We start from the raw sequence: 26,844 nt of genomic DNA, 5'->3' as shown, positions 1-26,844 counted from the left end.
CAAGAATGGTTTGAACAGTTCTATAGCATCGAAGAAAACAGAAATACGATCGATACTAGCGAGAGAGTCAGAAAATTATTGTTTAACAAAGAATATGTAAGGGACTTAGAATTGAACGAAACGGCAAGAGAAAACTTTAAACAAACGGTCATAGCGGAGTAGCAATCGACGAAGGTTAGATGTTCGCAATTCGTTCGGCAAGAGAGAACGTTTGGCGAAAAGGGAGAGGATTCGATGAACGAAATCACGATCTATCAAGCGACGATGGGGGATTTGGACGAGTTGTCCGTCGTGTTCGACGCTTACAGGCAATTTTACGGACAACCGGCGGATCCGGACGGAGCGCGCAAGTTTCTGAGAGATAGGCTGATTCATCGGCAATCGATCGTCTTCACGGCGCGCGAAGAAGGAAGCGGCAAGATCGTCGGCTTTACGCAATTGTATCCGACGTTCTCGTCGATCTCGATGAAGGAAACGCTCGTGCTGAACGATCTGTTCGTCAAGGAAAGCTACCGGGGACGGGGAGTTTCGCATCTGTTGATGCAAGCAGCGGAAGATTACGCGCGAACGACAGGGGCGAAGGGGCTTGCCTTAGAGACGGCGAACGATAATATGAAAGCTCGTCGACTGTATGAGAAACGCGGATTCCAACTGGAAACAACGTATTTGTCCTATTATTGGACGACGCCCTAACCATAAGCCTCCAATGAAGGAGCGACAGCGGATGTCCGACAAGCGTTTGCTGGAAATCATGACCGGCATGCCCGATCTAATGAAGGATCTCGAAGCTGTTCGCTCTCTAGGCTTGCCGCAATGGACGATAGCGGCAGGCTACGTTCGCAACCGCGTATGGGACACGCTTCACGGTTACGCCGAGCAGACGGCGCTGAACGATGTCGACGTCCTGTTCTACGATTTGTCCGATCTAGAGGAGAGTACGGAGAAGAGCTTCGAGCAGCGATTGCGGGAGCTCGTGCCGGAATACCGGTGGTCGGTGAAAAATCAAGCGAGGATGCACAGTCGGAACGGAGAAGCACCTTACGCTTCGGTGGAAGAGGCGATGAGAGGTTGGCCGGAAACGGCGACGGCCGTCGGCATCTCGCTAACGGATGACGGACGCGAAAATCGGATCGTGTCGCCATACGGATTGGAAGATCTGTTCGGGCTGGCCGTCCGGCAGAGTCCTGGCTTCCGCGATCGGAACGCGTTCCTTCGCAGGGTGCGAGAGAAGAAGTGGCTGGAGGTCTGGCCGAAGCTTAGATTGCTTGAATAATAGCCGAGCCGACGTCAATCCCCCGAACGGGAAGCGTCTTGCTCGGCTTTTTGCCGCGCGCGGAAGCGACGGACCTTCATCAAGTTCCCGCACAACTTATCGTCGCAGTACCGCTTGGACCGGTTGCGCGTGTCGTCGTGGTACACCCAGCGGCAGTTCGGGTTGTCGCAGATCCGAATGCGGGAAGGGTCGCCTTCCGCCATCGTCTCCGCGAAGGAAGCGGCGATGATGGCTTCGATGCCGCGCCAGTCGCGGCCGACGGCGACGTGGGTCAGCTTGTAGCTTGTCCCGTCGCTCGTCACCTGGCGAATGACGGCGCCTTCCGCCATCGCGGCGTTCAGCGCGTCGAGGTCGGCAGCGGACAAGGGAGCTCCCGCGGCGAAAGCTTCCGCCATCCGTTGGAGCAGCTCCCGCAATTTTTTTAAAGACGCCATTTCTTTCCCGTTCGGTAGGCGTTCGGGGTTCAGGCGCTCGTATTCGATCCATTCGCGGAACCAGGCTTCGTCGTCGAGCCGGTCTTTCGCCGTCCCGTCGCCGCGCCAGTCGCGATGAACCGAATTGAGGAAATCATCCCATAACATGACGCGCACCTCCTTCGATTTGCTTTCCATTGTAACAGTTTAAATAATGTTTAGCTAGTTACTTGATCTACGACGGGAACGATGCTACAATCCGAATGTAACGATTTAATATAACTTTGGTGGTTACATGTTACTCGAGGAGGAAATGGAAAATGAAAAAACGGGAATGGCTCCTGAACGGCTGGGATACCGCATACGATAAGGAAGAGTGGTATCCGCCGCTGGCCGACGCCCTGCGGGACGTCACGGCGAAGCAAGCATCGTGGAGACCGGACGGCAATCACGTCAACACGATTTGGGAAACGCTTCATCACCTCGTCTTTTATAAGGAGCGACTTCTGAAGCGATTGACGGGCGAGGAGAAAGAGTACCCGGAAGGAGTGACCAACGACGATACGTTCGCTGTCGCTTCCGCGACCGAGAAGGATTGGCAGCTGGCCCTCAGCCAATTAAGTGAAGTTCATCTCGGCCTTCGCGAGAAGCTTGCGGGCATGACTGAAGACGAGCTGGTGACGAAGATTCCCCATAGGGAAGTCGGCGTTTGGCTGCAACAATTGATCGTCCATGACGCCTACCATGCCGGGCAAATTATTTTCCTGCGCAAGCTGCAAGGCATTTGGCCGGAACGACGTTCATTCGAATGAGAAAAATTTAATTTTTCTTCCTCGGAGATGAAACTTTATTCGGGGGAACTCCGTCTAATGAGTATAGGCACTAGCGGCACTTACGGCCGCCCTTCGAAGGAGTGACTCCCGTCATGTTGAACAAACTACTGATCAGCTTCGTCACCGTATTGTTCGGGTTCCTGTCACTCGGCTTTATTCAAGCGAACACGCAAGACTACATGCCGGTACCGAAGGCTCCGGACACGCAAGTCGCCTACGTCGACCGCATCTACGAGGAGAACGGCACGCTGTATATCGACGCCGATTACGTCTCTTGGTACGAAGGCGAAGAAGCGAACAAGGTGTTCATGGAACGGGAACCCGACTCGGGGCTGACCGAAGTGCCGGACGGCTATTACATCGTGAACGACGATAACGCGATCGCGAAGCTGCCCGTATCGCCGAATGCCGAAGTCACCATGCAGATTTACAACCGCACCGGCAACGTCGAAGAAGCGACGGTGAATTGGAACGAGAAGATCGACCTGAACAAGTTCGTCTCCCTGTTCGCGGACGATGCCGAGATGAATATGAAGGACTATCCTTATCATCTCGAGATCGAGAACGGCAAGATCACGAAGATCACGCAGCAATTTATTCCTTAAGCGGATTTTTTGAACATCCTCTGTAAGACATAAGGCCTATCTTCGGCCGCTATCTGCAACCTATCCGCCTCCAAGGCGTCTAACTCCATGCAGCGCTTCATCGCGCCAGGATTAGACGCTTGGAGGTTTTATTGTTGAAACGCGCTATTCGCCGAAATTTGTTCCTGTTGCTCTCGTTCGCGATGATCATCGCATCTCTAGGAGTTCCCGCGGTTCAAGCCGCAACGCCTTCCACTATTACGATTTATTTGGACGGGAAGAAGATCGTGTCCGACGTTCCGCCGTATATCGTTCCGAAAGTCAACGTGACGATGGTGCCGATCAGCGTCATCGGTCAGAATCTGAAGGCGTCCGTCTCTTGGACGCAGAAGACGAAGACGGCTACCATCAAGAAATCCGGCACGACGATTCTGCTGAAAGCAGGGCAGAAATACGCGACCGTGAACGGGGCGAAAGTCGCGCTCGACTATTCCGTTCAATCGGTGAACGGCCGAACGATGGTTCCTCTGCGTTTCGTGAGCGATCAGCTTAATGTCGCCGTCACGTGGTACCAGTCCGCGAGGACAATCAAGCTGCAGTCCCCGGAAGGGCTGGCGGACGATTCGCTCAAGGGCGCATGGGTGTCGACCGTCTATAATCTGGATTGGCCTTCGAAAGCGTCGTACGGGGATTCCGCGCGCCAACAACAAGAGTATGCCCAAATGCTCGACGAGCTTCAGGCGATGGGGATCAACGCGGTGTTCGTTCAGGTGAGGTCGGCCGCCGACAGCTTGTATCCGTCCGAGCTCGTGCCGTGGTCCAAGTATTTGACGGGTACGCAAGGGCAAGCGCCGGATTACGATCCGCTCGCGTTCATGATCGAAGAGACGCATAAGCGCGGCATGGCGTTCCATGCTTGGTTTAATCCGTTCCGCGCGAATACCGGGGAGAAGACTGAGGCGCTCGCGCCGAACCACGTGGCCGTCCAGCATCCGGATTGGATCGTGCAGACGGGCAATGCGGACAGTCCGAAGATGTACATCAATCCGGGCATTCCGGAAGCACGGAAGCATATCATCGACGCCATCATGGAGACGGTAAAAGGGTACGAGATCGACGGCGTGCATCTCGACGATTATTTCTATCCTTCAAGCGGCGCGTTCGAGGACGAAGCGACCTTCGCGGCTTATAACGCAGTCGGGATCGCGACGAAGGAAGAATGGAGACGCGGCAACATCAACGCTTTCGTTCGCGATCTCGATCAGGCGATCCACAAGACGAAGCCCGGCGTTCAGTTCGGCATTAGCCCGTTCGGCGTCTGGAGGAACCAATCCCAAGACCCTACGGGATCGAATACGACGGCCAGCGTGACCGCGTACGATAGCATGGGCGCCGACGTCCGCACGTGGATTCGTCAAGGATGGGTCGATTACGTCGTCCCGCAGATTTATTGGAGTCTCTCGTTCAAGGTCGCGAAGTACGATACGCTCGTCGATTGGTGGGCGAACGAAGTGCGGGGTACGGACGTGAAGCTGTATATCGGCCATGCTCCGTACAAACTCGGAACGACCGAGACCGGCTGGGGATCGGCGCAGGAAATCATCGATCAACTCGTATACAACAGGAAGCTGTTCGAGGTCAAGGGAGATATTTTCTTCAGCGCGAAGGACTTGCGTAGAAATCCGCTCGGCCTCGTGCCGCTGCTGCAATCATTCTATAAGGTAAATAAGCCCAACTGATGTTGAACGATGCTCATCGTAAAAAGCCCTCCGCTAACCCGCGAACGTCGCGGGCCGGCGAAGGGCTTTTTCTTAAAGACTAGACCGCGGATTCTTCGTCCGCGTTCGCGTTTGCCGGTTCGGCTCTCGCGGGAAGTCTATCCGCCAGCCAACCCCGCACGGCCTCGAACACGTCCTCGCGTCCCGTCTCGTTGTGGATCTCGTGTTTGTAGCCCGGCCAATCGATCCAAGTGACGAGCTTCGGCGGAGCGGATTCCGCGAATCGTTTGCTCGCCGGCAGCGAAGTCACTTTGTCGTCACCGCCGTGCATGAGCAGAGTCGGGACTGCCAGTTCGCTCGCATGCTCGAGCGCCCAGAGACCGGCCGCCTGCACGCCGAAGAAGAACCGTGCGGTGATGTTGCCGTGGCCGAGTTTATCCGTCACGTAACGTTCCACCATGACCGGATCCGTCGTCAGATTGGCGGCGTTGATCGGGCGGTTGTTCGTGTAACTCGGATATATCTTCTCGATCACCTTCCCGATGACGGCTTGTAGGGAAGGGGGCTTGAACGCCAGCTTCAGCCAAGGGCCGGACACGATCGCTCCGGCGATGTCCGGCTTGCAGCGAAGCAAGTAATTGAGCGTGACGTTGCCACCCATGCTATGGCCGTATAGGAACAACGGGACGCCGGGGAAGCGGGAGCGGGCTTCCGCCAAGAGCTTGTCGACGCCTTCGAGCAAGTCCGCGTACTGCGGCACGTGCCCTCGTTTGCCGGCGGTGTTGCCGTGACCTCTCTGATCGAAGCCGAGCACCGCGTAACCGGAGGCGTTCAGCATCTCGGCAACGTGAACGTAACGTCCCATGTGCTCGCCCATTCCGTGAACGATCCCGATGACGGCCGGGACGTCGCCCTTGCCTCCTTCCGGTAGCCATTCGCAAGCGTACATCGTGGTGCCGTCGGCGCATCTCCATTCTTTTTCGCTAAAGCCCATGAGGGATACCTCCTGTCGGTCGAAGATCCTTTCGAGTATATAGTGCTATCATATACGATAATTGCGTTCCGTAACGCTTTTCCGGGAAAGAAATACAGACGGATTTGGTATAGAAGCGGGAATGAATTACAATTGCGATAGAAACGAATATCCGGCAATAACGGGGAGGAGATTGAAGATGGCTGATTCTCATTCGTCGCAGCTCGCGACTTTCGCAGGGGGTTGTTTCTGGTGCATGGTGACGCCGTTCGAGGAGCTGCCCGGCATATTGGGCGTCGTATCGGGCTATACGGGAGGACACACGGAAAACCCGACGTACGAGGAGGTGTGCTCCGAAACGACGGGACACGCGGAAGCGGTGCAGATCGCGTTCGATCCCGGCCTTTTTCCTTATCGTAAGTTACTCGATATATTCTGGAAATCCGTCGATCCGACGGACGCTGAAGGACAATTCCATGATCGCGGTTCTTCATACAGGCCGGCGATTTTCTACCATAACGACGAACAGCGGGCCGAAGCGGAAGCTTCCAAAGAGGAGCTGCAAGCGAGCGGCCGGTTCGGCGATAAACCGATCGCCGTCGAGATCGTTCCGGCTTCCGTCTTCTATCCGGCGGAAGAGTACCATCAGGATTACCATAATAAGAATCCTCTGCGTTACAAGTACTACCGCCAAGGCTCGGGAAGAGACGCCTTCATCGAGAGACATTGGAACACGGCGAAGGACAAGGAAGAGCTGCGTAAGCGGCTGACCCCGATGCAATTCGAGGTGACGCAGAATAGCGCGACCGAACCGCCGTTCCGCAACGAGTTCCACGACTACAAGGGTGAAGGCTTGTACGTCGACATCGTCTCGGGCGAGCCGTTGTTCAGCTCCCGCGATAAGTTCGATTCCGGCTGCGGCTGGCCGAGCTTCACGAAACCGCTGCACGGCGGCAGCGTTCAGGAGCATCAGGACTTCTCGCACGGCATGTTCCGCGTCGAAGTGCGCAGCCGCGAAGCGGACTCGCATCTCGGCCACGTGTTCGACGACGGACCGAAGGATCAAGGCGGTCTCCGCTATTGCATCAACTCGGCTTCGTTGCGCTTCATTCCGAAGGAGAAGCTCGAGGAAGAAGGCTACGGCCGTTATTTAGCGGAGCTGGGGTAAGCCGGGCACGAGCCGGGCTTCCGAAGTCAGTACAGCACGCGCCACAGATAGAAAGTCGCATAAGCTTCCCAGCCATGCCAGCCAACCGCCAGCTCCCTTATCCGGGCGACGGTTGGCTTTTCTTGTAAGCCGAGCACCGCCTTGATAGCATTATGCAAGCCTACGTCGTCGATCGGGAACGCGGAAGGGTAGCGGAGGCAGCGCATAAGCACGTAATTAGCCGTCCAAGGTCCGATGCCGCGAATCGCGACGAGCCGTTTCTCCGCGGCTTGGAAGCTTGCCGATTCGAGCAACGAAGCCTTGCCGATGTCGCCGTCGACGATTAAGCGAGCGACGCCGATCAAATACTCGGCTTTGCGGCCGGTCAGCTTCAGCGCCGCCAGCTCGGCGACGTCCAGTTCCGCGATCCGCCCCGGCGCCGGGAACAGCCAGACGTCAACGCCTCGGCGAGACACCCGCGTGCCGTACGTCTCCACGAACCGGCGCTTCAGCGCGTAAGCGAACGATAGCGTGATCTGCTGACCGATAATGCCCCAGCAAAGCGCCTCGAACAAGTCCGGAATGCCCATGTTGCGTAAGCCGTACAGTCGCCGCACGACGCCGCTCAAGATCGGATCATCCTCCGCCATCGCGTAGAAGGGGGCTAAGTCCAATCCCAGATCGAACCATTCCTTCACGTATTCCGCGATTTCCTTCTCGACGTCGGCCGACCACTCGTCTTCGTCCAATGAACGGACGACGAGAGCGCCCGGCGTATCGCCGCCGACTTCGAACAGACGGGTCGCCCCTTGCGATAAGATCGCTTTGTACAGCTTGCCGTCTTGGATGCGATACAAGCTTTCGTCAGGCGAACGCGACAAGTAATGCAGATTTTTCTCGAAATCGAATTCCTTCGGTACTTCTATAATCAACTCGTTCATCGCGTATGTGATCCTCCCGGTCTCTCGATCTTCCTCTCTAGTTGTACCATATAAGGGGGCGGTCATTCTTTGGCGATCTTGCGCTTTCATTCGAGAAATCTAACATACGCGTATTCGAACAGTTATACTAGGGGTACGAAGAGGTGATTCTCAATGTACGATACGCATGAGACGAGAGACGCGGGCGAGACGGCGGCCATGAGCGACGAGCAATGGCGGGCGATCGTACTGTGCGACGCCGAATACGACGGCAAGTTCTATTACGCGGTCAAGACGACCGGCATCTATTGCCGGCCGTCGTGCCGGTCTCGGGTGCCGGCGAGGAACAACGTGAAGGTGTTCGCGAATAGCGAGCAGGCGGTAGCCGAACGATTCCGGCCGTGCAAGCGTTGCAAGCCGGAGGGCGGCAAGCTGCCCGCGGAGGAGTGGATCGCCCGAATCGCGGCGGACATCGACGAGCATTATTCGGAGTCGTTGTCGTTATCTCAGCTTGCCGACCGGTTTCATGCGAGCCCGTATCATCTTCAAAGGACGTTCAAGAAAATCAAAGGCGTATCGCCGACGGAGTATATGGCTGCCATCCGAATGGCGAAGGCGAAGGAACTGCTCGCCGAATCGAGCCTATCGATCTCGGAAGTCGGATTGGCCGTCGGCATCGGAAACGCCTCGCACTTCTCGACGCAGTTCGCGTCGCACGCGGGGATGACGCCGTCGCAGTATCGCAAGCGCGCCGAACAAAGCGTCATAACCGCGACATTAGAGGAGGATTAATCGATGACGAGAGAACTTGCGGGGCAGCCGATCGATTGGGGTTACTTGGAGGACGGCGACAAGAAGCTGGTCGTCGCGTCGACTGAAGAGGAAGGGCTCGTGTACGTCGGCTCCTGGGACGAGCCGTGGGACGACTTCGGCGAGTGGGCGAGAAGAAGCTACGGCACGGACGTCGCTCTTCGGAACGCGCCTACATCGGTCGCCCCCTACGCAGATGAGCTGAAGCAATATTTCACCGGGCAAAGAAAGACGTTCACGCAACGGTTCGCATTGCGGGGGACGGCGTTCCAGCGGGACGTATGGGAAGCGATGAGCCGTATCCCGTACGGCAAGACGGCCAGCTACGCGGATATCGCGGCCGCGCTCGGCAAGCCGCAGGCTTCGCGCGCCGTCGGTACGGCGATCGGACGCAACCCGGTGCTCGTCGTCGCCCCTTGCCACCGGATCGTCGGCAAAGGCGGCTCCCTCACCGGCTACCGCGGGGGGCTGGTGATGAAACGGCAACTGCTGGAACTCGAAGGCTCTATTCCAATTCGCGTAAGCCTATCGGAATAGATTGTCGATTTCCTTGATTATAGATCTCCATTTGAGTTATACTTTTGCTTGGAATATCGGTTAGTATAATTTATTGTCTTGTTTATGCTCACCGTTACCGCCGCAAAGCTGCTTCCGCGTCCCTTGACGCGCTAGGCGTCTTTGCTTGCCAATATATATGATGAGGAGCAAGATCATGAGCAAAGTATTGATTTTCGGCCATAAAAATCCGGATACGGATACGATTTGTTCGGCTATCGCTTACGCGGACTTGAAAACGCAGCTCGGAGAAGAAGTGGAAGCGGTCCGTCTCGGCGCCGTCAGCGGCGAAACGCAATACGCGCTTACCCAGTTCGGCTTCGACGCGCCGCGTCTCGTCGAGACGGTCGCGAACGAAACGAAAAGCGTTATTCTCGTCGACCACAACGAGCGCCAACAAAGCGCTTCCGATATCGATCAAGTGACGGTTCTGGAAGTCATCGACCACCACCGCATCGCGAACTTCGAGACGAGCGCGCCTCTGTACTACCGCGCGGAGCCGGTAGGCTGCACGGCCACGATCTTGCTTAAACTGTATAAAGAAAACGGAAAATCCGTGCCGAAGAACGTCGCCGGACTGATGCTGTCCGCGATCGTCTCCGACTCGCTTCTGTTCAAATCCCCGACTTGTACGGCGCAAGACGTCGCGGCTGCCCGCGAGCTTGCGGCAATCGCAGGCGTGGACGCGGACGTCTACGGCCTTAACATGCTGAAGGCGGGAGCGGACCTGAGCGACAAGACGGTCGCTCAACTGATCTCCCTTGATGCCAAAGAATTCACGATGGGCGGCTCCAAAGTCGAGATCGCGCAAGTGAACGCGGTCGACGTGAACGACGTACTGTCCAAGCAAGCGGAGATCGAAGACGCATTGACGAACATCATTAACGAGAAAGGCCTCGACCTGTTCCTGTTCGTCGTCACCGACATCTTGAACAACGATTCCGTCGGCCTTGCGCTCGGACGCGCATCCGACGCCGTCGAAGCCGCTTACAACGTCAAGCTCTCCAATAATACGGCCGTCCTGAAGGGCGTCGTATCCCGCAAAGCGCAGATCGTTCCGGTTCTGACGGACACCTTCAACAAACGCTAAGCACGAACTTGAAGCCCGCTACTTGCGGGCTTTTTGTGTTGAGAAAGGCGGATTCCATGAAACTCAGCGTACTCGACCATTCGCACGTCAACGAGGGTAGAACCGTGCGAGATGCGCTTAACGAGACCGTCGCGCTTGCCCAAGCGACCGAAGAACTCGGCTATCACCGGTATTGGCTATCCGAGCACCACGGCTCCAAGGCGCTTGCCTCGTCCAGCCCGGAAGTGCTCATCGCCCATATCGCGGCGAATACGAAGCGCATTCGGGTCGGATCGGGCGGCATCATGCTACCCCATTATAGCGCCTATAAGGTAGCGGAGAATTTCAAGTTGCTGGAAGCTCTCTATCCGGGGCGCATCGACGTCGGCCTCGGTCGGGCTCCCGGCGGCTTCCCGATGTCGACCCGCGCCTTGCAGGAGCATAAGCAAATGGATATCGACTTGTATCCGCAGCAAGTGGCCGACTTAAGCGGCTACTTGCACGACGACTTGCCGGCGGATCACCGGTTCGCGAGCCTTCGGGCTTATCCGGAGACGGAAGAAGCGCCGGAGCTATGGCTGCTCGGTTCGAGCGACGGCACGGCCAGGATCGCCGCCCAGCAAGGAAGGGCGTATGCTTTCGCCCAGTTCTTCGGCGCGGCGGGTGACGAGCCGCTTCATCTGTACCACGCGTATTTCAAGCCGTCGGCGCACGAGCCGAAGCCGAGAGCGCTGGCCGCCGTCATGGCGATCTGCTCCGAGACGGCCGAGGAGGCCCAGCAGATGGCCAAGAGCAACGAGTTGTTCTTCTTGAAGCTGCTGAGCGGACAAGAGCTCGGTTACTTGCCGTCGGTGCAGACCGCGGTCGATTATCCGTACTCGCCGATGGAGCGGCAATTGATCGAGCAGATGCGCGCTAGACGGTTCGTCGGCACGCCGGGTCAAGTGAAGGAAGGGCTGAAGCGTTACGCCGACCGGATGCATCTGGACGAGCTGATGATCGTCTCGCATATTCACGACTTCGGCAAGCGGGTCGAGTCGTACAGGCTCATCGCGGAAGCGTTCGGCCAATAACGCAGAGAAGACCGATACCCCTGATCGACAGGGATATCGGTCTTCTTCGGCTGTCGAGAAAGTCCGTAACTACTAAGGGATGAAGCTCGTTTTCTCCCGTAGGCGGTTCACGTATTACCGTGTATGTCCTGAAGCGCGTTACAACCTGCAAATATGCAGTTTGTTAGGCTAATTTTTCGAAATGGAGTGAACAACCTGCGAAAATGCAGTTTGTTTGCCGGGTTTCTCGTAAAGTGAGCTATTTTATCTTAACAAACTGTAGTGAGTGCAGGTTGTTGAGCCGTTTTGCCGATTTGGGATGAATCAACATGCACTTTTGCAGTTTGTCTGAGCGACAGCACTATTGCGGCGACAGCGGACGTAGGAGTTATAACGCAATAAGCCTCGCGTTAACTTCATCGTTGCTAGCGGATGAGATTCAAATATCTCTCTTCCAGCACTTTCATGTGGTGAAGTTCATGGCCGGCTATGATGTACGCCCAAGCCCTGACCGTCGATTCGTTGCCGTTCACGATGCCGCTTCTCGACCAAGCCTCGGCGGGAAGACCTTGAAGCAGCGTCAACGTCGACTTGCGAACGAGAGCGTAATCTTCGAGCAGCAGTCCGAACGCGCACGCGTCGAAGTTCGCTCCCGCCACCAACTCGTCTTGGTTGTAGCTCGCCAGAGGCGTACGGTCTCCGCGCGCGATTCGGAGAAGCCGGTATGCCATGACCCTCTCGTTGTCCGTAATATGTCCGAGCACTTGTTTGATGCTCCACTTGCCCGGCGCGTAGCGAAAGCTCGCTTGCACTTCGGACAGAGGGGAGAGAACCGCGAGCGTGTTGTTTAGCGAGCGCGCCAGCGTCTCTTCGATATCGCCTTCGGGAACAAGCTGGACGTATCCGTGAAAATGTTCGTTGTATTCTTCTTGCGTCGGTCGAAGGATCATTCCAAATAAGCTCCTTTCCGGTTTCAGAAGGGTCAGTTCAATTTTTGCTCATAGACAACTTGGCCGTTGCTGTCCAAGCCTCGAATTGCGCTCCATTCCCAGCGGCTGCTTTCTTCTTCCCACCGGAATAGGAACATGCGGTCGGCATTCAATTTTTCCATAAGCGGAGCCGCTTTTCCAGTCTCCACGTCCGTCTTAAGCAGCTCGACGGTCGAAATTCTGTCATCGGGCACGTAACCGTAAAATTTGAGAAGCATGCGGCCATCCTTGATGCCGTGTCCTTCCCAACTATACGTGAGAGGCTTGTCGGGTTTAATCTTGACACCCGCGACGCCGCCGCCGGGTCGCCAGCCTATTCTTCCTTTGATCACGGAATGGGCGGAAAACCAGTCTTTATATTTGCTTAGGAAAATGACCTGGCGATCGTCCCCGGGTACTTCGACTTTGCGTAAAATCGTCGATGGACCGTAGTGATAGGTGCTTTCCGATTGGCGGAATGCCTTCTCTGGACTTGAGCTTCCGATCAGGACAGGAAAAGCCTGTTCTCGGAATACCAACCAGACGAGCAGGGCGATCAGCGCCCATTCGACGATCGCGAAAACCGTTTTTTTGTTCATTGTTCGCTCCCCGCTTTCGTCAAGGGGATGTCGAGCTCCGCATGTCGATCGTACCAGTCGTATACGAGCTTTGCCTTTTCGATGGGGTCTTTAGGCAGTAAGAAGCTGATCTGACCTCGTTGCCCCCAGCTTCTTCCGCTGCTGCCTCCGCTTTGATAATTGAGTTGTTGTCCGTCGCTAAGGATCAACTTCAATGTGGATTCCGGGAAAGACCAGCTGTAACCGCGATTATGGTGCCGATAGGTGTAGGTAAGCAGAATTCGCTTCGGCGTGACGTACGCCTTATCGACGGTTAGCGTATCGTCGTCGATCGAGAAAGAGCGGTCGATCATCATTTCGGTGTACGAGCCGTCGGCTTGAACTTCGCGAACATGGTCATTGATTCCGCGTTTTCCGTCGTTCGAGCAACGATCGATTGAAGTCGGAATGAGAACAGCAAGTAGCAAGAAAAGAAGCACTCTCCTTAGAAAGGTCAACGCTGTAAAGATTTTTCTCATACCAGTCCTCCTTCGTCCCCTAACTATAACGCTTCAAATCCCGAATGGTTACGTTTTCCATGAAAAGAAATCATTGAGGCATTGCCCGCATCGGCGCTGACACCTATGATGGAACTATAATCCATTCCCGAATCGAGGTCGGTACGGATGAAAGTCGTCGTCGTGTCCGATACGCATATGCCAAGGATGAGCAAGAAGCTGCCGGATCGGCTGCTTCGCGAGCTGAAAGACGCCGACGCGATCCTTCATGCCGGCGATTGGACGAAGCTGTCCTTGTACGAGGAGCTGGCGGCGTTCGCGCCGACGTACGGCGTCGCGGGCAATAACGACGGAGAAGACATCGTTAAGCGGTTCGGCTTGAGCAGGATCGTCGCGCTCGGCGGCTGCCGGATCGGCATCGCGCACGGGCACGGCGGGCTGAAGAGGGCGGCGACGGAAGCGCATGCGGTATCCTTTTTCAAAGGGGAGAAGCTGGATGCGATCGTCTACGGACACTCCCACATTCCGGTACTGAAGCGCCTTGCGGTTGGCGGGCCGCTGATCTTCAACCCCGGATCCCCGACGGACAAACGCAGGCAGGAGCGCTATTCGTTCGGCATTTTCCGGATCAAGGAAGGCCAACTATCGGCGAAGCACGTCTTTTACGGGGACAAAAGCTGATCTTCGCAGCTTCCGGTATGCTATAATAAACGAATCATTTATTAGGCACCGCGGATTGGAGCACCGAACTTGAAGACATTCAAGAAGTTTTACATCGAAATCACGAGCATCTGCAACTTGGCTTGCAGCTTCTGCCCGCCGACCAAACGCCAGGCGAACTTCATTAAAGTCGACGCTTTCACGCATACGCTGGACCAGATCAAAGGCCATGCCGACCATATTTATTTTCACGTCAAGGGCGAACCGCTGCTGCATCCGAAGATCGACGAACTGCTCGATCTCAGCCACGAGCGAGGGTTCAAGGTCAACTTGACGACGAACGGCACGCTGCTGCACAAGGCCGGTCCGAAGATTATCCGCAAGCCCGCGCTCCGGCAGATCAACTTTTCGCTGCATAGCTTCGACGGCCACGAAGGATCCGTCGACAAGGAAGGATATGTAGGAAGCGTCATCGCTTTCGCTAAGGAAGCAGTCGAGACGTCCGACATCCGCATCTCGTTCCGGTTATGGAACTTGACGCAGGACAACGAGACGAACGTGCAGAACGATCGCAACCGGGAAATTCTCAGCCAGCTCGAGGAAGCTTTCGATCTCGACATCAAGATCGAGGAGCATTTCGTCCGGGGCAAGGGCATCAAGCTCGCCGACCGCATCTACTTGAACCACGAGGAAGAATTCAAGTGGCCGGATCTGAAGGAAGAAGAAGACTTGAGCAAAGGCTTCTGCCACGCTCTCCGCAATCAAGCGGGCGTGCTCGTGGACGGTACGGTCATTCCGTGCTGCCTTGACGGCGAAGGCGTCATCAACCTCGGCAACATCCACAAAGAAGAGTTCGGCGATATTATCGAAGGCGAGCGGGCGACGAAGCTGTACGACGGCTTCTCCCGCCGCGAAGTCGTCGAGGAGCTGTGCCGCAAGTGCGGTTATCGCCAGCGGTTTAACGCGTAAGACAACAGGAAAAGGCCGTCCCGGCTGCAGATGGAATCTGCGGTTGGGACGTTTTTTTAGAAACGGAGGCTTGTGGAAATTGGACGTGTACATCAACGACAAGTATTATGATAGTGTGACGATTGACGTGAAATAACGATCAGTCGCAAGCCAGCGCAGAAGGAGATCTTCGAGATGAACGCACCCCTGAACCCGCAATTGAACCGGGACTATACTTTGGATACGCTGCGAATGCTGCTCGCCACGCCGAGCCCTAGCGGCTTCTGCATGGACATTATGAAGCTGGTCCGAGAGGAAACCGCGAAGCTCGGCTACGAGCTCGAGATGACGCCTAAAGGGAACGCTATCATCTCGATTCCGGGCTCCAACGGCGCGGAATCGCTAGGAACGCTAGCCTTGACGGCGCACGTCGACACGCTTGGCGCGATGGTTCGTTCGGTGAAGCCGAACGGCATGCTGCGTTTTACGTCGGTCGGCGGTTACGCGATGCATACGGTAGAAGGCGAGTATTGCCTCGTGCATACGCGCGACGGGCGCGTTTACGAAGGAACGGTGCTATCGACGAAGCCGTCCGTTCACGTCCATGCGGACATGCGCGATTTGAAGCGCGAAGAGGCGAATATGGAAATTCGCCTCGACGAGCTGACGACTACGAAGGATGAGACGGAGAAACTCGGCATCGCGCCGGGGGATTTCATCTCCTGGGACCCGCGCACCCGGATGCTCCCGAACGGGTGGATCAAGTCACGCCATCTCGACGACAAAGCGAGCGTGGCGGCCTTGTTCGGCGTCATGGAATGGCTGAAGCGCGAAGGGCGGCAACCGGTCCGCAACGTCAAAATCATTCTGTCGACCTATGAAGAAGTCGGACATGGCAGCTCGTATATCCCGTCCGATATCGACGAGCTTATCGCCGTCGACATGGGCGCGATCGGCGACGATCTGTCGACGACGGAGAGAGACGTCTCGATCTGCGCGAAGGACTCCTCGGGTCCGTACGATTACGGCATGACGTCGAAGCTGATCGAGCTGGCGAAGCGGGAAAGCCTTCCTTACGCGATCGACATCTATCCGTATTACGGCTCGGACGCGTCGGCCGCGCTGCGCGGCGGCGGCAACATTCGCGCCGCCCTCATCGGACCGGGCGTGCATTCCTCGCACGGCATGGAGAGAACCCACGCCGACGCGGTCGTGAACACGGCGGCGCTATTGCTTGCTTATCTATTCGAATAACGGTTAATCGTCGCTCCAGTGAGCGGCGTTTTTCTGTCTGGGGCGCGATTGCGCGGTTTTCTTCTTGGCGTCTTTCCGTACGGCGACGGCTGCGTTTTCCTTGCGGGCGATCCGTTCGAGCTCCCGCGACGTCTTGCGATAGTTCGCCAGCCGCTTCGCGTCCAACTCGCCGCTCCGGATCGCGGCGCTTACCGCGCAGCCGGGATCATTCTCGTGTCGGCAATCCCGGTAGCGGCATCGCAACGCCAACTCTTCGATATCGGAGAAAGCGGACTGCAAGCCGTCGTTCGCTTCCCATAGCTGCAGCTCCCGCATGCCGGGCGTATCCATCATGAGAGCGCCGTCGCTCAGCAGGAACAGCTCGCGGTGGGTCGTCGTGTGGCGTCCTCGCGCATCGTCTTCTCGAATGCCTTGCGTCGCTTGGCGGTCGTCGCCCGCGAACCAGTTCAGCAGCGTCGACTTGCCAACGCCGGAAGAGCCGGTGACGCCGATCGTCGTTCCGGGAGACATGAAGACCGACAAATTTTCTTTGCCTTGGTTCTTCAAGGCGCTGACGGCATAGACGGGAACGCCCGGCGCGACGCTCTCTACCTCGGAGACGAAAGCATCGGGGTCGTCGCACAGATCCGCTTTCGTCAGCAGAACGACCGGCTGCGCGCCGCTTTCCCAAGCCGCGATCAAGTAACGCTCGATTTTGCGGACGTTGAAGTCTTGGTTGAGCGCGTTTACGATGAACAAGACGTCGAGATTGGCGCCGATGATTTGATCCTCGACGATGTTGCCCGCGACTTTGCGGACCATGGCGGTACGGCGAGGCAATACGGCGTGAATGACGGAGCGGCGCTCGTTCGGGAGCGGCTCGGCGAGCACCCAGTCGCCGACGGCCGGGAAGTCTCCGCGTTTGGCGGCGTTGTATTCGAACTTGCCGGTGACGACGGCGCTGCGTTCGCCGACTTCCGTCATGATGTTGTACGAGTGGGAGAACTGCGCGACGACGCGCGCGGGGACGAGGCGTCCGTTCGAAGGGAAATGCTTCGCGAGAACCTCTTCCCAATAAGTATTCCAGCCGTAAGCTTGCAAGGTATCGCGATCTAAGCGTAGGTTCAATTGAAAACTCCTCTAATTGTGAATTGTGGTCTGGGGATCGATAAAAAAACAACCCGCAGGGATTCCCTGCGGGCTGTTCGCATGCGCGACCGAACGTCGCGCGGCAACAAAAAAACCGCCTGAAACCGGGTGGTCTCAGACGGTAAGTACGCGGAACGGAAGGGAGAGGGGCATCGCCCTCGCGCCGAATTCCGTTATCGAATGCTTATCTTGCACCGTAGAGACCTGTCGATATGAGCTTGAGAATCCATCGAAACAATCGATACAATCAATAAGTTTGCCATACGACATCAGCCTCCTCGCTTGTGATAGACGTTAGTATATGATGGAAATCACGGCTTTGTCAAATTCGGTTTTCCCGACGAGCAACTAACCGCCTGCCACATACGTCAAATGGATGTAAGAGTAGCATTATTTTCCATGAAGGGGACATGAGATGAAGAAGGGTTGGTCAACGGTCATCGGACTCGCAATCCTTTGCGTGACGTTATCCGGTTGCGTGGAGAAGAAACCGGTTAAGGACGAGGCGACGAAACAAGAGCTTCCCGCGATCGAGACGTTAAAGCCGAACGAGAAGCTGCATTGGATTGGCAACGACGGCATGGCGGAGTCGGTGCAATTCACGGACGTTCCCGTCGTCGTCGATCTGAGCGCCTACAAGGGGCAGCCGATCGCGCGCGGCGACGTCGTTTACTTCCAGACCGACGCGGGTTCTCCCCGGAGCGGCTTCGACGTGGCGAGAGTCGTCGGGCTGCCCGGCGAACGGGTCATCGTTGAAGATGGGCAAATCCGGATTAACGGGGGCAAGCTGGAAGCTTTTTACGGAATCGGACCGTTATTCTCGAGTACGAAGCTCGCGGCGGAATACAATCGGGATATCGAAATCCCAGATAACGAATATTTTATCGTCGGAGACGCTTGGCAAAGAAATTTCAGCGGAAGCTTCGTAGAAGGTCCGATCGCCGCGAATCGCATCAAAGGCCAGGTCGTCGGATGGGTCGACCGGCATTTGTATTCGGATGATCCGATACCGGAATCTGCGCAAGTCCGAGCGTTGCTTGAGCGAGGGTTATCGATCGGAATGAGCGATATGCTGCAGCTTCTGAATGCATTGACGGGGCTCGAAGAGGCACTGACGGTACCATATACGACATTTGTCGGAAAATGGTTCTTAAGCGACATGCCGCATATGGTGCAAGCGATGGCGATGCTCGGTCCGGAGCAGACCGAGGCGATCATCGCGATTGTCGCGGATTTTAGCGCGACGAGCGATATCGAACGCATCATCCTGGATACGGGAACGTTGCTCGAAGGGGAATGGGTCGATCGTCACGAGCGGGACACGGTGCTCGCGTTATTGACCGCGATCGAAGCGAAGGGCGACGAGATCAAAGTTCCGGAGGAAGAAGTAACGCCGGAGGAGTCGCCGCAGGCACATGACGAGCAAACTGCGATCGAGGATACCGCAGCGTTGATATCCGCGTTAAAGCAACGCGACGCGGAGAAAGTGAAGTCGCTTGTAACCGCGAGCGATTATTACGGCTTTTACGGACTCGAAGAAGCGCAAGAAATCGTCCGAGGCTTCGAAGCGAACTTCGACCTTGAGACGCTTCGGGCTGTGGCGGATCCGATGGGACTTTCACATCATCCTGCAATCGGGCAGTACGCTTATCGGCTGGAAGACGATGGCAATAATTCGAAACCACAAGCTGAAGCAAATACGAATGAATCTTTGATGTTGACGGTGCGTTACGAATCGGATGGCGGCGTCGTCTACAACACCCCCTATATCAGCTATTTTCCTTTCGCTGAGCGAATGGCTACGCAATACATCGAGCTGATTCAGGGGAACAAGGCGGAAGAGCTGACGGGTTTCCTGAATCCCGACGATCTGGAAATTCCGGTAGAGGTGGCGGAGCGGACGATCGCCCTGTATGCGAAAGCCGTAGACTTGAAATCGGCCGCCATTCGCTACGTGGGAGGGTTCGATTTCGTCGTCGAAGATAAGAAGGGAGCTTTCCATCCGTTTACGATCGTTTATGGGGACGGTCTCATGGGCATCCAAGACGAATACGTCGAGTATCCAGGCTAATGGTGTTTACTCCGTCCGGGACCGCGTCGAATTGATGATTCCGATGTCGAATGCTATATTGAGGTGACGTGGAATTTATCGATGAAGAGGGTCGTTCTTATGCGCAGCAAAAATATCGCGGGCTTGTCGCTCGTCGTCATGGGGGCCGGATTCGCGGCCACGTTCGCGTTACCGGACCATCCCGGGACGGAGCTGCTGAAGGGCGGCTTCGAAGCGGGGCTCGTCGGCGGGTTCGCCGACTGGTTCGCGGTGACGGCGCTGTTCCGTCATCCGATGGGCATTCCGATTCCGCATACGTCTTTGCTTCTGAAGAACCGGGACCGTATCGCCAAATCGCTCATCTCGGCGTTCGAGAACGAGCTGTTGAACAAGGAAAGCGTCACCCGCAGATTGCGGCAGTTGTCGCTGCTGAAGCTGACGGGGGCCGCCGTGACGCGGCTCGCCGGCAAACGCGGCAATCGCGTCGGAGCGCTGAACGGTATGCAGACGCTACTGGCCAAGCTTCCGCTCGAATCTTTCGTGCCGTCTATCCAGTACGGCATCGCTTCGGTCGTTCGCGGCGTCGACGGACGGGAGCTCGCAGGCAAGCTGCTATCGTCGGCGGAGAAAGAGAAGTGGGATGAACGGTTACTCGATTTCGCGCTTGAACGCGGACGGTCGTGGGTCAGTTCTCCGCAAGCCGGACAGCTAATGGGCTCGATCGCGCTCAAGAAGCTGCAGGAGGCGAAGGTCGGCGGCATGCTCGGATTCGCTGTGCAGGCGTTCGCGGGCTTCATGAACGAGGATAAGCTGGGATCAATGATCCAGCAATTGCTGCTGTCCGCCATCCAGGATCTCGTGCAACCGGGGCATCCGAACCGGGAGCTCGTATTGTCCGAGATTCGCAAGCAATTGCGGACGGTCGCGGAAGACGGAGAACTATTGGAGCGAGGCAAGCTGTGGTTGATCGGCAAAGCCGAGAGCCCGGAAGGGAAGACGTTCTTGTCGGCACGGCTGGAGCAAGCTCGCGACAAGCTGATCGCCGTACTGGAGGAAGAGAAGGCTCGCGGAGGACGGAAGCTCGTCGGCGCGTGGCGATTCGTCGTTCGAAGAGTGCAAGCGGAGCCGGAGCTTGCCGAGAGCATCGACCGGAAGGCGGTCGCCATGATCGTCGACGCCGTCGAGGCGAACCACTACCGGCTCGGCGCGCTCTTGAAGGACAACATCGACAAGATGGACGACAAAGCGCTCGTGGGAATGCTGGAAGAGAAGATCGGCGGAGACTTGCAATGGATCCGGGTGAACGGAGCGGTGTGCGGGTTTCTGATCGGGCTCGTCCTCTCGGGAATCCGACTGGCGATGGGATAAGCCGATCCTTGAATTGTCGACAAAAAAAGGCGCGGGTTTCGCGCCTTTTTTGTTTCCGGTCATGAATGTATCGGAATCTCCGTACCAAAGAATACGATAGAAGCGATTTCCTTATCATTGATAACATGTTCAAAAGTTTTGATCGTAAGCATTTGTACTCCGAATTCCGTCACATGCAATCCGGTAAAAATGCTTGTCGTTTCCGAGGTGCCGTCTTTATAGTTTATCGTGATCGGATAGTTGTCCAAATATTCAAATTCATTATCGCCGAATTCCTTTAATTTTCCGGAAGCTTCGTTAATCTCATTCAGTGATTTACCTTCGATTTTTAATGAAATCGAAATGGGCGAGACGGAGATCGTTTTTAATACAGCCGGATAACCAAACATGGTAACGCTTTGATTTGGCCGATAGAGAGTAGAATACTCCTTGAAATCCAGCTTAAAAGCGGTTTCCCAAGAACCCGGGATGACCGTTTCGAACCCCCCCCGGAAGAGGATCCGCTGCTTGTAAATCCTTCAATTTGAACTGAACGTTTTGACCCTGTAAACCAGATCCGCGTGCCGTTGATAGAGTTCGGCCAATTCTTTATCCGTACGTAATAAAGAATCGCTTTCCATTTTTTCGCCTCCTACAAACAACACGATCGGTGACTCGGAAATATCCCATTGCTCTAATCTTCTTTTCACGGATTCCCTTTCTCGAAAAGCCAAGCTCTTGACGGAATACGCCAAGACCGCCTCCTACATGCGGCGGACGACCGGAATTTCTTGAAATGAACCGAACCCTCGTATAAGATAGAGAAGCGCCTATTCAGCGGCGCCTAACAGCCAACTCCATACGCGATAACCGGAGGAGCCTGCCAACAGCGGGCTCTTTTTGCGTTTTTTTCGGGACTCGCAGGCGGCATTCCGCGGAATGGACATGATGAAGATGTGGCTATTTTCAATTGGGGGAGAAGGAATGGAACAACAAGCTTATTGGGCGATCGGCATTTTTCTCGTCATTTACGCCATTATCGTCTCCGAGAAAATTCATCGGACGATTGCCGCCATGCTCGGCGGTCTGCTCATGATCTTATTCGGCATCGTCGACCAGAACGCGGCGATGCACCACGTGGATTTCAACACGCTCGGCTTGCTCGTCGGCATGATGATCATCGTGAGCGTTACGGCGGACACGGGCTTATTCCGCTACATCGCGGTGTACGCGGCGAAGAAGGCGAAGGGAGAACCCGTTCGCATCCTGATCGCGTTATCGCTCATCACGGCCGTCGGATCCGCGTTCCTCGACAACGTGACGACGGTATTGCTGATGGTTCCTGTTACTTTCAGCATCGCCAGACAACTTCGCGTTAACCCGGCTCCTTACTTGATCACGCAAATCATCGCTTCGAACGTGGGGGGGACGGCGACGCTGATCGGGGATCCGCCGAACATCATGATCGGAAGCGCGGTCAAGGAGCTTTCGTTCATGGATTTCATCGCGAACTTGGCGCCGGTAGCGGTCCTCGTCATGATCGTCTACATCCCGCTCTTCGTTTGGTTGTTCCGCAAGAGCTTGAAGACGACCGATGACTTGAAAAAGGGAATCCTGGAACTGGACGAGAAGCAACTTCTGACCGACAAGAAGCTGCTAACGAAATGCTTGGCGGCGCTCGCTTTGACGCTCGTCGGATTTTTCACTCACCAGCTGTTGCATCTGGAGTCCGCGACGGTGGCGCTGGCCGGCGCGTTCCTGCTGCTTCTCCTGACGGGAGAGCACGAGATGGAGAGCGCGCTGACGAAGGTCGAATGGACGACGATTTTCTTCTTCGTCGGGTTATTTGCCCTCGTATCGGGTCTCGTCGAGACGGGCGTCATCTCCGAGCTGGCGCAGCGAGCGATCGAATGGACCGGCGGCGACTTAACCGCGACATCGATGCTCATCCTATGGCTCAGCGCGATCGCGTCCGCTTTCCTCGATAACATCCCGTTCGTCGCGACGATGATCCCGCTCATTCAGGAAATGGGCTTGATGGGCATCGACAATCTCGAGCCGTTATGGTGGAGCTTGGCGCTCGGCGCCTGTCTCGGCGGTAACGGCGCCCTGATCGGCGCTAGCGCCAACCTGATCGTTGCGGGACTGTCCGCGAAGGAAGGGCATCCGATCTCGTTCATGACTTACTTGAAATACGGCTTCCCGCTCATGCTGCTTTCCATCGCGATCGCGAGCGGATATGTTTATCTTCGATATCTCGTTTAGTTAAGCGGCGGCGGGACGTTCGTGTTCGACTGGCGATTCCTTCTCCGACCTCATGTACAAGAGCAAGCCGGCGATAATGAGCACGCCGCCGGTCAGTTGGAAGCCGCTAAGCAGTTCGTCGAACAGCACGATGCCGAGCAAGCTGGAGCCGACGGGTTCGGCGAGAACGGAGATGGAGATCGTCGCCGGTTTGACGTATTGCAGCAACCAATTGAAAATCATGTGTCCGAAAATGGTCGGCACGATCGCGAGCAACAGGAAAAGTAACCACTCCCTGCCGGAGTAAGCCGTCATGCCGATGCCCGCGCCGACGTTGTACAGGGCGAAGCAAGCGGCGGCGATGGCGAAGACGATCAAGCTATACAAGTACGAAGAGACTCGTTCGAGGATCTTCTTGGCGACCAGCATATTGACGACGACCGCCAGCGTGCCGAACAAGGATAGCAGATCGCCTTTAAATGCCCTGGCGGATAATGAAATATCGCCGGATCCGACGACGATAACGCCAGCGAGGGCAACGGCCACGCCGATCGCGGCCAACTTTCTCAACCGGTCTTTAAAAAGAAAATAGGCGCCGATCATGACGAATACGGGCTCGAGTGATAATATGATCGTGGAGCTCGCGATCGAAGTATAGTTCAACGATTCCATCCATAAGAGGAAATGGAGCGCGAGGAAGACGCCCGCGACGAAGAGGAGCAACCAAATCTTCGCGGAAATGGATTTCAACCCGGGCAGCTGACGCTTGCCGAGCGGAAGCATAAGAAGGACGGTAAACAGCATTCGGTATAGTCCTTGCACGGAGACGGGGGCATCCGAATATCGGACGAGAATCGGAGCGAACGAGATGGCGATCATGCCGACGATGAGCGGCACGATCGGCGCGATGGGCGGTTTGGCGCGAGTCATGGCTGTAATTCCTTCCTGGTGTCGTATCCGTATGAGCAAAATGCAATTGTACTGCCGAATAACCTAAAGATCAACCGGATAATCCCGGAGCGGGCAGGTGAAACTATTGAACACGACAGCATTATTGATCGTGGCCGTCATCGTCATGGCGGGGGCCGTCGTATGGACCGTCATCGTTGGATCGTCCTTATCCCGTAAGGAAGCGACCAGCACGTACTCAGTCAACCCCGCGCGCAAGCTCGGCAGGCTGCTCGCGATGTACGCGGTCGTGATCGTTGCCGTTATCGTCATTTTCCTGGCGATCATGAACCAATAAACGCGAGAAGAGCCATCCCATTAAGCGGGATGGCTCTTCTTCATCTGATGCGCGGAAGCGCTTTTATAGATCGTCGTGCCTTCCGTAGACGTATCGTCCGTGCTCGTATCTATGCCCGTACCGCGGGCAGGACGCGACGAGCTGTCACGTACGTCTTGTCCCAAGTGCTTCCCTTGAAATCGGAGAACGTGACGCCGATGCCGACGCGGTAAGTGTGGAGCAGCTTGCCGTTGCCGAGATAGATGCTGACGTGGTTAATGACGCCGTCCCTGTTCGTATCGGAGAAGACGAGGTCGCCGGGTTGCAGGTTGGCTTTCGCCACGTAGGTGCCGACTTTGGATTGTTGCTTGGAAGAACGCGGCAGATTGACGCCCGCCTGCTTGAACAGATACTGCGTCAACGACGAGCAGTCGAACGAGCTTGTCTGTCCGCCTTTCGCGCCGTAGACGTAACGTACGCCTTTGAATTTCTTGCCCAATTTTATCATCTTGTCGACGACGGCAACGCCGGTCGCCTGCACCGAAGCCGAAGTCGCCGCGTGTGCGGACGGAGCGAACGAGAGCGCCGCGCCTCCCGTGAACAGAATGGAGAAGCCGAGAGCGATCGTCGCGATGCGTTTGCCGTTGCGTGCGTTAGTCGTATATGTCGTAGAAGTAATCGTCATGTTTGGTTCCTCCTTAGAGTTGGAATTGCGATTCGGCTTAATACGTGGCCGACGCTGTCGACGTCGTCCGCCTCTGCCTGAATACACCGTAACACATCGAAATCGCCCTGCATTTCCCAAGGAACGGCGACGTCGTTCCCGCCCAACGGCCAAGCCGCCTTTATGAAAATCCGATGAGAAAATGCTCACTTGACTTTCCGAACGTGCCTACCGATGCTACAATGAAATTGTTGGATATGGACTTTTGACGCAAAGGAGGTCGTGATCGAATGTTGAAAATCGCCGTACTCGTCGGAAGTCTTAGACAAGGCTCCTACAGCCTGCAATTGGCCAACACGATGAAGGAGCGCTACATTAACAAGCTGGATCTGGAAATCGCGGATATTCGATCACTTCCATTCTTCGACCAGGACATCGAACTGAATCCGCCGCAGGTCGTGACCGATCTGCTTCGCAAAGTCGCTTCGGCGGACGGCGTCTTCTTTATTACTCCCGAATACAACTGGTCGGTGCCCGGCGTGCTGAAGAACGCGATCGATTGGCTTTCCCGGGTGGACAAGGTGTTGATCGGCAAGCCCGTATTGACGGCCGGCGTCTCTCCCGGCATGATGGGCACGATTCGATGCCAACAGCATCTACGGGAAATCTTGGCCAGCCCCGGATTGCAGGTTAGGCTGCTGCCGCCGGCAGGCAACGAAATCTACATCAGCTCGGCCGCGCTCAAATTCGACGAATCGACGCAGAGGCTCGTCGACGAATCGACGCTTCGAACGATCGACCGCGTCGTGGAGCATTTTATCGATTTCGCCCGTTCGTAAAGGGCGAATGCCGACAATCAGATCAAAGTCCGCTTTCGCGCGGGCTTTTTGTTTTTGTCACGGGACGTTCGGATGCGTGAATGCTTGCCGGCGTGGTATCCTATAGAGGATGGGAACGGGGAGAGCCGGTTGCGAGTTCTGACATCCGGAGGATCGATATCATGCGCAGACAACGTCGGCAAAGTAAAGCCCGCAAGCGGTACGCGCTAGTCAGGAACGCTCGAATCCCGATTTTCGCGGCGGCGTGCCTGTTCGTTTTCATGAACCAGTCGTCAACGGCGGGCGTCGCCGCTTCGGAGACCCGCGAAGGACTCCAACTGGCGATCGCCCATCGCGGCGCGTCGGGATACGCCCCGGAAAACACGATTTCGGCTTATCGACTGGCCGTAAGCATGAACGCGGATTACATCGAAATCGACTTGCAAATGACGAAAGACGGCGAATTGATCGCCATGCACGACGATTCGGTAGACAGGACGACGGACGGTTTCGGCCGAACGAGGAACTTGACGCTGGCTCGGATCAAGTCGCTGGACGCGGGATCGAAGTTTAACGCCAAGCATCCGTCCTACGCCAATGTTGAATACGTCGGGGAGACAGTGCCGACGCTTCGGGAAATCTTCGATGAGTTCGGCGACTCGACCCGTTACATGCTCGAGACGAAGGCGCCCGGCGACAATCCGGGTCTCGAAGAAAAACTGTGGGCGCTCGTCCGGTCCCGCGGGCTCGAGAACCGCGTCGCGGTACAATCGTTCAGCAAAGCCAGCTTGCTTCGAATTCGGGCTCTCGACGAAGACGTTCCGTTGTACCAGTTATTCTGGTATTCCCGGCGCGCGGCACCGCTTTCCAAAGTGACGTTGGCCGACATCGCCACTTACGCGGACGGAGTCGGAGCCAATTTCTCCCGTATCGACGAGAAATACGTCCGGAAAGTCAAAAAGTCGGGTCTTCTCATGCTGCCGTATACGGTGAATACCCGTTCCGGCATGAATAGGGCGCTGGCCTGGGGAGCGGACGGCGTCCATACCGATTATCCGGACCGGCTCAAGGAAGCCGGACGGAAGGAAAGCGTCTCATAACGGGAGAAGGAGATAA

30 protein-coding genes are annotated in these 26,844 nt (G+C 56.1%); 19 read left to right on the top strand and 11 right to left on the bottom strand.

What is annotated here, in order from left to right:
* The first annotated feature begins 234 nt into the window (after positions 1 to 234).
* Both ACFPPD_RS26700 and ACFPPD_RS26695 read left to right on the top strand, forming a co-directional pair.
* Positions 235 to 693, top strand: a complete 459-nt coding sequence (locus tag ACFPPD_RS26700) for a GNAT family N-acetyltransferase (RefSeq protein WP_378084005.1) — start codon at positions 235 to 237, stop codon at positions 691 to 693.
* A gap of 31 nt (positions 694 to 724) precedes the next feature.
* Positions 725 to 1,273, top strand: coding sequence for a nucleotidyltransferase family protein (locus tag ACFPPD_RS26695; protein WP_378084002.1), 549 nt, complete (start codon positions 725 to 727; stop codon positions 1,271 to 1,273).
* A gap of 14 nt (positions 1,274 to 1,287) precedes the next feature.
* Here ACFPPD_RS26695 and ACFPPD_RS26690 read toward each other — a convergent pair whose 3' ends face one another.
* Positions 1,288 to 1,854, bottom strand: a complete 567-nt coding sequence (locus ACFPPD_RS26690; protein WP_209749803.1) for a CGNR zinc finger domain-containing protein — start codon at positions 1,852 to 1,854, stop codon at positions 1,288 to 1,290.
* A 152-nt stretch (positions 1,855 to 2,006) separates the two neighbouring features.
* Between ACFPPD_RS26690 and ACFPPD_RS26685 the strand changes: the two genes are divergently transcribed.
* The 3 genes from ACFPPD_RS26685 (at position 2,007) to ACFPPD_RS26675 (ending at position 4,842) form a co-directional block, all read left to right on the top strand.
* A complete protein-coding gene (locus ACFPPD_RS26685) occupies positions 2,007 to 2,498 on the top strand; it encodes a DinB family protein (protein ID WP_209749804.1) in 492 nt (163 codons plus the stop codon).
* Positions 2,499 to 2,611: 113 nt separating this feature from the next.
* The gene (locus ACFPPD_RS26680) at positions 2,612 to 3,124 is read left to right on the top strand and encodes a hypothetical protein (protein WP_209749805.1); all 513 of its coding nucleotides are present in this window, start codon (positions 2,612 to 2,614) and stop codon (positions 3,122 to 3,124) included.
* A 182-nt stretch (positions 3,125 to 3,306) separates the two neighbouring features.
* Positions 3,307 to 4,842, top strand: a complete 1,536-nt coding sequence (locus tag ACFPPD_RS26675; protein WP_209749838.1) for a family 10 glycosylhydrolase — start codon at positions 3,307 to 3,309, stop codon at positions 4,840 to 4,842.
* Between the two features lie 79 nt (positions 4,843 to 4,921).
* Here the strand turns inward: ACFPPD_RS26675 and ACFPPD_RS26670 are convergent, their stop codons facing one another.
* The gene (locus ACFPPD_RS26670; protein ID WP_209749806.1) at positions 4,922 to 5,815 is read right to left on the bottom strand and encodes an alpha/beta hydrolase; all 894 of its coding nucleotides are present in this window, start codon (positions 5,813 to 5,815) and stop codon (positions 4,922 to 4,924) included.
* Between the two features lie 178 nt (positions 5,816 to 5,993).
* Between ACFPPD_RS26670 and msrB the strand changes: the two genes are divergently transcribed.
* Positions 5,994 to 6,962 carry a peptide-methionine (R)-S-oxide reductase MsrB gene (msrB, locus tag ACFPPD_RS26665; protein ID WP_209749807.1) on the top strand — a complete coding sequence of 323 codons (969 nt, stop codon included), beginning with the start codon at positions 5,994 to 5,996 and terminating at the stop codon, positions 6,960 to 6,962.
* 26 nt (positions 6,963 to 6,988) lie between these two features.
* On the opposite strand, the gene ACFPPD_RS26660 is transcribed toward msrB, so the two are convergent.
* Complete coding sequence (locus ACFPPD_RS26660) at positions 6,989 to 7,882, bottom strand: DNA-3-methyladenine glycosylase family protein (protein WP_209749808.1); 894 nt, start codon at positions 7,880 to 7,882, stop codon at positions 6,989 to 6,991.
* A 153-nt stretch (positions 7,883 to 8,035) separates the two neighbouring features.
* Here ACFPPD_RS26660 and ACFPPD_RS26655 point away from each other — a divergent pair, with 153 nt between their 5' ends.
* The 4 genes from ACFPPD_RS26655 (at position 8,036) to ACFPPD_RS26640 (ending at position 11,368) form a co-directional block, all read left to right on the top strand.
* Positions 8,036 to 8,653, top strand: coding sequence for a bifunctional transcriptional activator/DNA repair enzyme AdaA (locus tag ACFPPD_RS26655; protein WP_378083997.1), 618 nt, complete (start codon positions 8,036 to 8,038; stop codon positions 8,651 to 8,653).
* A 3-nt stretch (positions 8,654 to 8,656) separates the two neighbouring features.
* Positions 8,657 to 9,208 carry a methylated-DNA--[protein]-cysteine S-methyltransferase gene (locus ACFPPD_RS26650; RefSeq protein WP_209749809.1) on the top strand — a complete coding sequence of 184 codons (552 nt, stop codon included), beginning with the start codon at positions 8,657 to 8,659 and terminating at the stop codon, positions 9,206 to 9,208.
* A gap of 175 nt (positions 9,209 to 9,383) precedes the next feature.
* Complete coding sequence (locus tag ACFPPD_RS26645) at positions 9,384 to 10,316, top strand: manganese-dependent inorganic pyrophosphatase (protein ID WP_209749810.1); 933 nt, start codon at positions 9,384 to 9,386, stop codon at positions 10,314 to 10,316.
* 56 nt (positions 10,317 to 10,372) lie between these two features.
* Complete coding sequence (locus ACFPPD_RS26640; protein WP_209749811.1) at positions 10,373 to 11,368, top strand: LLM class flavin-dependent oxidoreductase; 996 nt, start codon at positions 10,373 to 10,375, stop codon at positions 11,366 to 11,368.
* 404 nt (positions 11,369 to 11,772) lie between these two features.
* On the opposite strand, the gene ACFPPD_RS26635 is transcribed toward ACFPPD_RS26640, so the two are convergent.
* The 3 genes from ACFPPD_RS26635 to ACFPPD_RS26625 are packed head-to-tail and all read right to left on the bottom strand — an operon-like array spanning position 11,773 to position 13,411.
* Positions 11,773 to 12,297 (bottom strand): DinB family protein, encoded by a 525-nt coding sequence (locus ACFPPD_RS26635; RefSeq protein ID WP_209749812.1) that lies wholly within the window; start codon positions 12,295 to 12,297, stop codon positions 11,773 to 11,775.
* A gap of 32 nt (positions 12,298 to 12,329) precedes the next feature.
* The gene (locus ACFPPD_RS26630) at positions 12,330 to 12,914 is read right to left on the bottom strand and encodes a hypothetical protein (protein WP_209749813.1); all 585 of its coding nucleotides are present in this window, start codon (positions 12,912 to 12,914) and stop codon (positions 12,330 to 12,332) included.
* Positions 12,911 to 13,411, bottom strand: coding sequence for a hypothetical protein (locus ACFPPD_RS26625; RefSeq protein WP_209749814.1), 501 nt, complete (start codon positions 13,409 to 13,411; stop codon positions 12,911 to 12,913). Before ACFPPD_RS26625 ends, ACFPPD_RS26630 begins: the two co-directional genes overlap by 4 nt.
* Before the next feature lie 147 nt (positions 13,412 to 13,558).
* On the opposite strand from ACFPPD_RS26625, the gene ACFPPD_RS26620 reads away from it, so the two are divergent.
* The 3 genes from ACFPPD_RS26620 (at position 13,559) to ACFPPD_RS26610 (ending at position 16,252) form a co-directional block, all read left to right on the top strand.
* Positions 13,559 to 14,071 carry a metallophosphoesterase family protein gene (locus ACFPPD_RS26620; RefSeq protein WP_209749815.1) on the top strand — a complete coding sequence of 171 codons (513 nt, stop codon included), beginning with the start codon at positions 13,559 to 13,561 and terminating at the stop codon, positions 14,069 to 14,071.
* 69 nt (positions 14,072 to 14,140) lie between these two features.
* Positions 14,141 to 15,019: a radical SAM/SPASM domain-containing protein gene (locus ACFPPD_RS26615; RefSeq protein WP_209749816.1), complete on the top strand. Its 879-nt coding sequence runs from the start codon at positions 14,141 to 14,143 to the stop codon at positions 15,017 to 15,019.
* 174 nt (positions 15,020 to 15,193) lie between these two features.
* Positions 15,194 to 16,252 carry a M42 family metallopeptidase gene (locus ACFPPD_RS26610; RefSeq protein WP_209749817.1) on the top strand — a complete coding sequence of 353 codons (1,059 nt, stop codon included), beginning with the start codon at positions 15,194 to 15,196 and terminating at the stop codon, positions 16,250 to 16,252.
* A gap of 3 nt (positions 16,253 to 16,255) precedes the next feature.
* Here ACFPPD_RS26610 and rsgA read toward each other — a convergent pair whose 3' ends face one another.
* Positions 16,256 to 17,359: a ribosome small subunit-dependent GTPase A gene (gene rsgA / locus ACFPPD_RS26605; RefSeq protein ID WP_209749818.1), complete on the bottom strand. Its 1,104-nt coding sequence runs from the start codon at positions 17,357 to 17,359 to the stop codon at positions 16,256 to 16,258.
* Positions 17,360 to 17,795: 436 nt separating this feature from the next.
* Here rsgA and lepB point away from each other — a divergent pair, with 436 nt between their 5' ends.
* Together lepB and ACFPPD_RS26595 are read left to right on the top strand one after the other, a co-directional pair.
* Positions 17,796 to 19,451: a signal peptidase I gene (lepB, locus tag ACFPPD_RS26600; protein ID WP_209749819.1), complete on the top strand. Its 1,656-nt coding sequence runs from the start codon at positions 17,796 to 17,798 to the stop codon at positions 19,449 to 19,451.
* A gap of 99 nt (positions 19,452 to 19,550) precedes the next feature.
* Positions 19,551 to 20,798 carry a DUF445 domain-containing protein gene (locus ACFPPD_RS26595; RefSeq protein ID WP_209749820.1) on the top strand — a complete coding sequence of 416 codons (1,248 nt, stop codon included), beginning with the start codon at positions 19,551 to 19,553 and terminating at the stop codon, positions 20,796 to 20,798.
* A gap of 59 nt (positions 20,799 to 20,857) precedes the next feature.
* Here the strand turns inward: ACFPPD_RS26595 and ACFPPD_RS26590 are convergent, their stop codons facing one another.
* Positions 20,858 to 21,187, bottom strand: coding sequence for a hypothetical protein (locus ACFPPD_RS26590; protein ID WP_209749821.1), 330 nt, complete (start codon positions 21,185 to 21,187; stop codon positions 20,858 to 20,860).
* Positions 21,188 to 21,316: 129 nt separating this feature from the next.
* Positions 21,317 to 21,532 (bottom strand): hypothetical protein, encoded by a 216-nt coding sequence (locus ACFPPD_RS26585; RefSeq protein ID WP_209749822.1) that lies wholly within the window; start codon positions 21,530 to 21,532, stop codon positions 21,317 to 21,319.
* Between the two features lie 229 nt (positions 21,533 to 21,761).
* On the opposite strand from ACFPPD_RS26585, the gene ACFPPD_RS26580 reads away from it, so the two are divergent.
* Positions 21,762 to 23,042 (top strand): ArsB/NhaD family transporter, encoded by a 1,281-nt coding sequence (locus ACFPPD_RS26580; protein ID WP_209749823.1) that lies wholly within the window; start codon positions 21,762 to 21,764, stop codon positions 23,040 to 23,042.
* Here the strand turns inward: ACFPPD_RS26580 and ACFPPD_RS26575 are convergent, their stop codons facing one another.
* Complete coding sequence (locus tag ACFPPD_RS26575) at positions 23,043 to 23,951, bottom strand: DMT family transporter (RefSeq protein WP_209749824.1); 909 nt, start codon at positions 23,949 to 23,951, stop codon at positions 23,043 to 23,045. It lies immediately after the preceding gene.
* A gap of 97 nt (positions 23,952 to 24,048) precedes the next feature.
* Here ACFPPD_RS26575 and ACFPPD_RS26570 point away from each other — a divergent pair, with 97 nt between their 5' ends.
* Complete coding sequence (locus ACFPPD_RS26570; protein ID WP_209749825.1) at positions 24,049 to 24,267, top strand: hypothetical protein; 219 nt, start codon at positions 24,049 to 24,051, stop codon at positions 24,265 to 24,267.
* 109 nt (positions 24,268 to 24,376) lie between these two features.
* On the opposite strand, the gene ACFPPD_RS26565 is transcribed toward ACFPPD_RS26570, so the two are convergent.
* Complete coding sequence (locus ACFPPD_RS26565; protein ID WP_209749826.1) at positions 24,377 to 24,931, bottom strand: C40 family peptidase; 555 nt, start codon at positions 24,929 to 24,931, stop codon at positions 24,377 to 24,379.
* Between the two features lie 269 nt (positions 24,932 to 25,200).
* On the opposite strand from ACFPPD_RS26565, the gene ACFPPD_RS26560 reads away from it, so the two are divergent.
* Positions 25,201 to 25,749, top strand: a complete 549-nt coding sequence (locus ACFPPD_RS26560) for an NADPH-dependent FMN reductase (RefSeq protein ID WP_378083988.1) — start codon at positions 25,201 to 25,203, stop codon at positions 25,747 to 25,749.
* 161 nt (positions 25,750 to 25,910) lie between these two features.
* A complete protein-coding gene (locus ACFPPD_RS26555) occupies positions 25,911 to 26,828 on the top strand; it encodes a glycerophosphodiester phosphodiesterase (RefSeq protein ID WP_378083985.1) in 918 nt (305 codons plus the stop codon).
* Positions 26,829 to 26,844: the final 16 nt, after the last annotated feature.

The sequence above is a fragment of the Cohnella suwonensis genome (genome assembly GCF_042655365.1).
GTDB lineage: Bacteria > Bacillota > Bacilli > Paenibacillales > Paenibacillaceae > Cohnella > Cohnella suwonensis.
This window is presented reverse-complemented; position numbering and strand designations above follow the sequence as displayed.

Coding starts and splice junctions, on each gene's coding strand:
- ACFPPD_RS26645 (WP_209749810.1), top strand. CDS start 9,384: ATGAGCAAAGTATTGATTTTCGGCCATAAAAATCCGGATACGGATACG.
- msrB (WP_209749807.1), top strand. CDS start 5,994: ATGGCTGATTCTCATTCGTCGCAGCTCGCGACTTTCGCAGGGGGTTGT.
- ACFPPD_RS26650 (WP_209749809.1), top strand. CDS start 8,657: ATGACGAGAGAACTTGCGGGGCAGCCGATCGATTGGGGTTACTTGGAG.
- ACFPPD_RS26620 (WP_209749815.1), top strand. CDS start 13,559: ATGAAAGTCGTCGTCGTGTCCGATACGCATATGCCAAGGATGAGCAAG.
- lepB (WP_209749819.1), top strand. CDS start 17,796: ATGAAGAAGGGTTGGTCAACGGTCATCGGACTCGCAATCCTTTGCGTG.
- ACFPPD_RS26640 (WP_209749811.1), top strand. CDS start 10,373: ATGAAACTCAGCGTACTCGACCATTCGCACGTCAACGAGGGTAGAACC.
- ACFPPD_RS26675 (WP_209749838.1), top strand. CDS start 3,307: ATGATCATCGCATCTCTAGGAGTTCCCGCGGTTCAAGCCGCAACGCCT.
- ACFPPD_RS26670 (WP_209749806.1), bottom strand. CDS start 5,815: ATGGGCTTTAGCGAAAAAGAATGGAGATGCGCCGACGGCACCACGATG.
- ACFPPD_RS26595 (WP_209749820.1), top strand. CDS start 19,551: ATGCGCAGCAAAAATATCGCGGGCTTGTCGCTCGTCGTCATGGGGGCC.
- ACFPPD_RS26695 (WP_378084002.1), top strand. CDS start 725: ATGTCCGACAAGCGTTTGCTGGAAATCATGACCGGCATGCCCGATCTA.
- ACFPPD_RS26555 (WP_378083985.1), top strand. CDS start 25,911: ATGCGCAGACAACGTCGGCAAAGTAAAGCCCGCAAGCGGTACGCGCTA.
- ACFPPD_RS26685 (WP_209749804.1), top strand. CDS start 2,007: ATGAAAAAACGGGAATGGCTCCTGAACGGCTGGGATACCGCATACGAT.
- ACFPPD_RS26630 (WP_209749813.1), bottom strand. CDS start 12,914: ATGAACAAAAAAACGGTTTTCGCGATCGTCGAATGGGCGCTGATCGCC.
- ACFPPD_RS26690 (WP_209749803.1), bottom strand. CDS start 1,854: ATGTTATGGGATGATTTCCTCAATTCGGTTCATCGCGACTGGCGCGGC.
- ACFPPD_RS26655 (WP_378083997.1), top strand. CDS start 8,036: ATGTACGATACGCATGAGACGAGAGACGCGGGCGAGACGGCGGCCATG.
- ACFPPD_RS26590 (WP_209749821.1), bottom strand. CDS start 21,187: ATGTTTGGTTATCCGGCTGTATTAAAAACGATCTCCGTCTCGCCCATT.
- ACFPPD_RS26575 (WP_209749824.1), bottom strand. CDS start 23,951: ATGACTCGCGCCAAACCGCCCATCGCGCCGATCGTGCCGCTCATCGTC.
- ACFPPD_RS26610 (WP_209749817.1), top strand. CDS start 15,194: ATGAACGCACCCCTGAACCCGCAATTGAACCGGGACTATACTTTGGAT.
- ACFPPD_RS26625 (WP_209749814.1), bottom strand. CDS start 13,411: ATGAGAAAAATCTTTACAGCGTTGACCTTTCTAAGGAGAGTGCTTCTT.
- ACFPPD_RS26680 (WP_209749805.1), top strand. CDS start 2,612: ATGTTGAACAAACTACTGATCAGCTTCGTCACCGTATTGTTCGGGTTC.
- ACFPPD_RS26565 (WP_209749826.1), bottom strand. CDS start 24,931: ATGACGATTACTTCTACGACATATACGACTAACGCACGCAACGGCAAA.
- ACFPPD_RS26560 (WP_378083988.1), top strand. CDS start 25,201: ATGTTGAAAATCGCCGTACTCGTCGGAAGTCTTAGACAAGGCTCCTAC.
- ACFPPD_RS26635 (WP_209749812.1), bottom strand. CDS start 12,297: ATGATCCTTCGACCGACGCAAGAAGAATACAACGAACATTTTCACGGA.
- ACFPPD_RS26700 (WP_378084005.1), top strand. CDS start 235: ATGAACGAAATCACGATCTATCAAGCGACGATGGGGGATTTGGACGAG.
- ACFPPD_RS26580 (WP_209749823.1), top strand. CDS start 21,762: ATGGAACAACAAGCTTATTGGGCGATCGGCATTTTTCTCGTCATTTAC.
- ACFPPD_RS26660 (WP_209749808.1), bottom strand. CDS start 7,882: ATGAACGAGTTGATTATAGAAGTACCGAAGGAATTCGATTTCGAGAAA.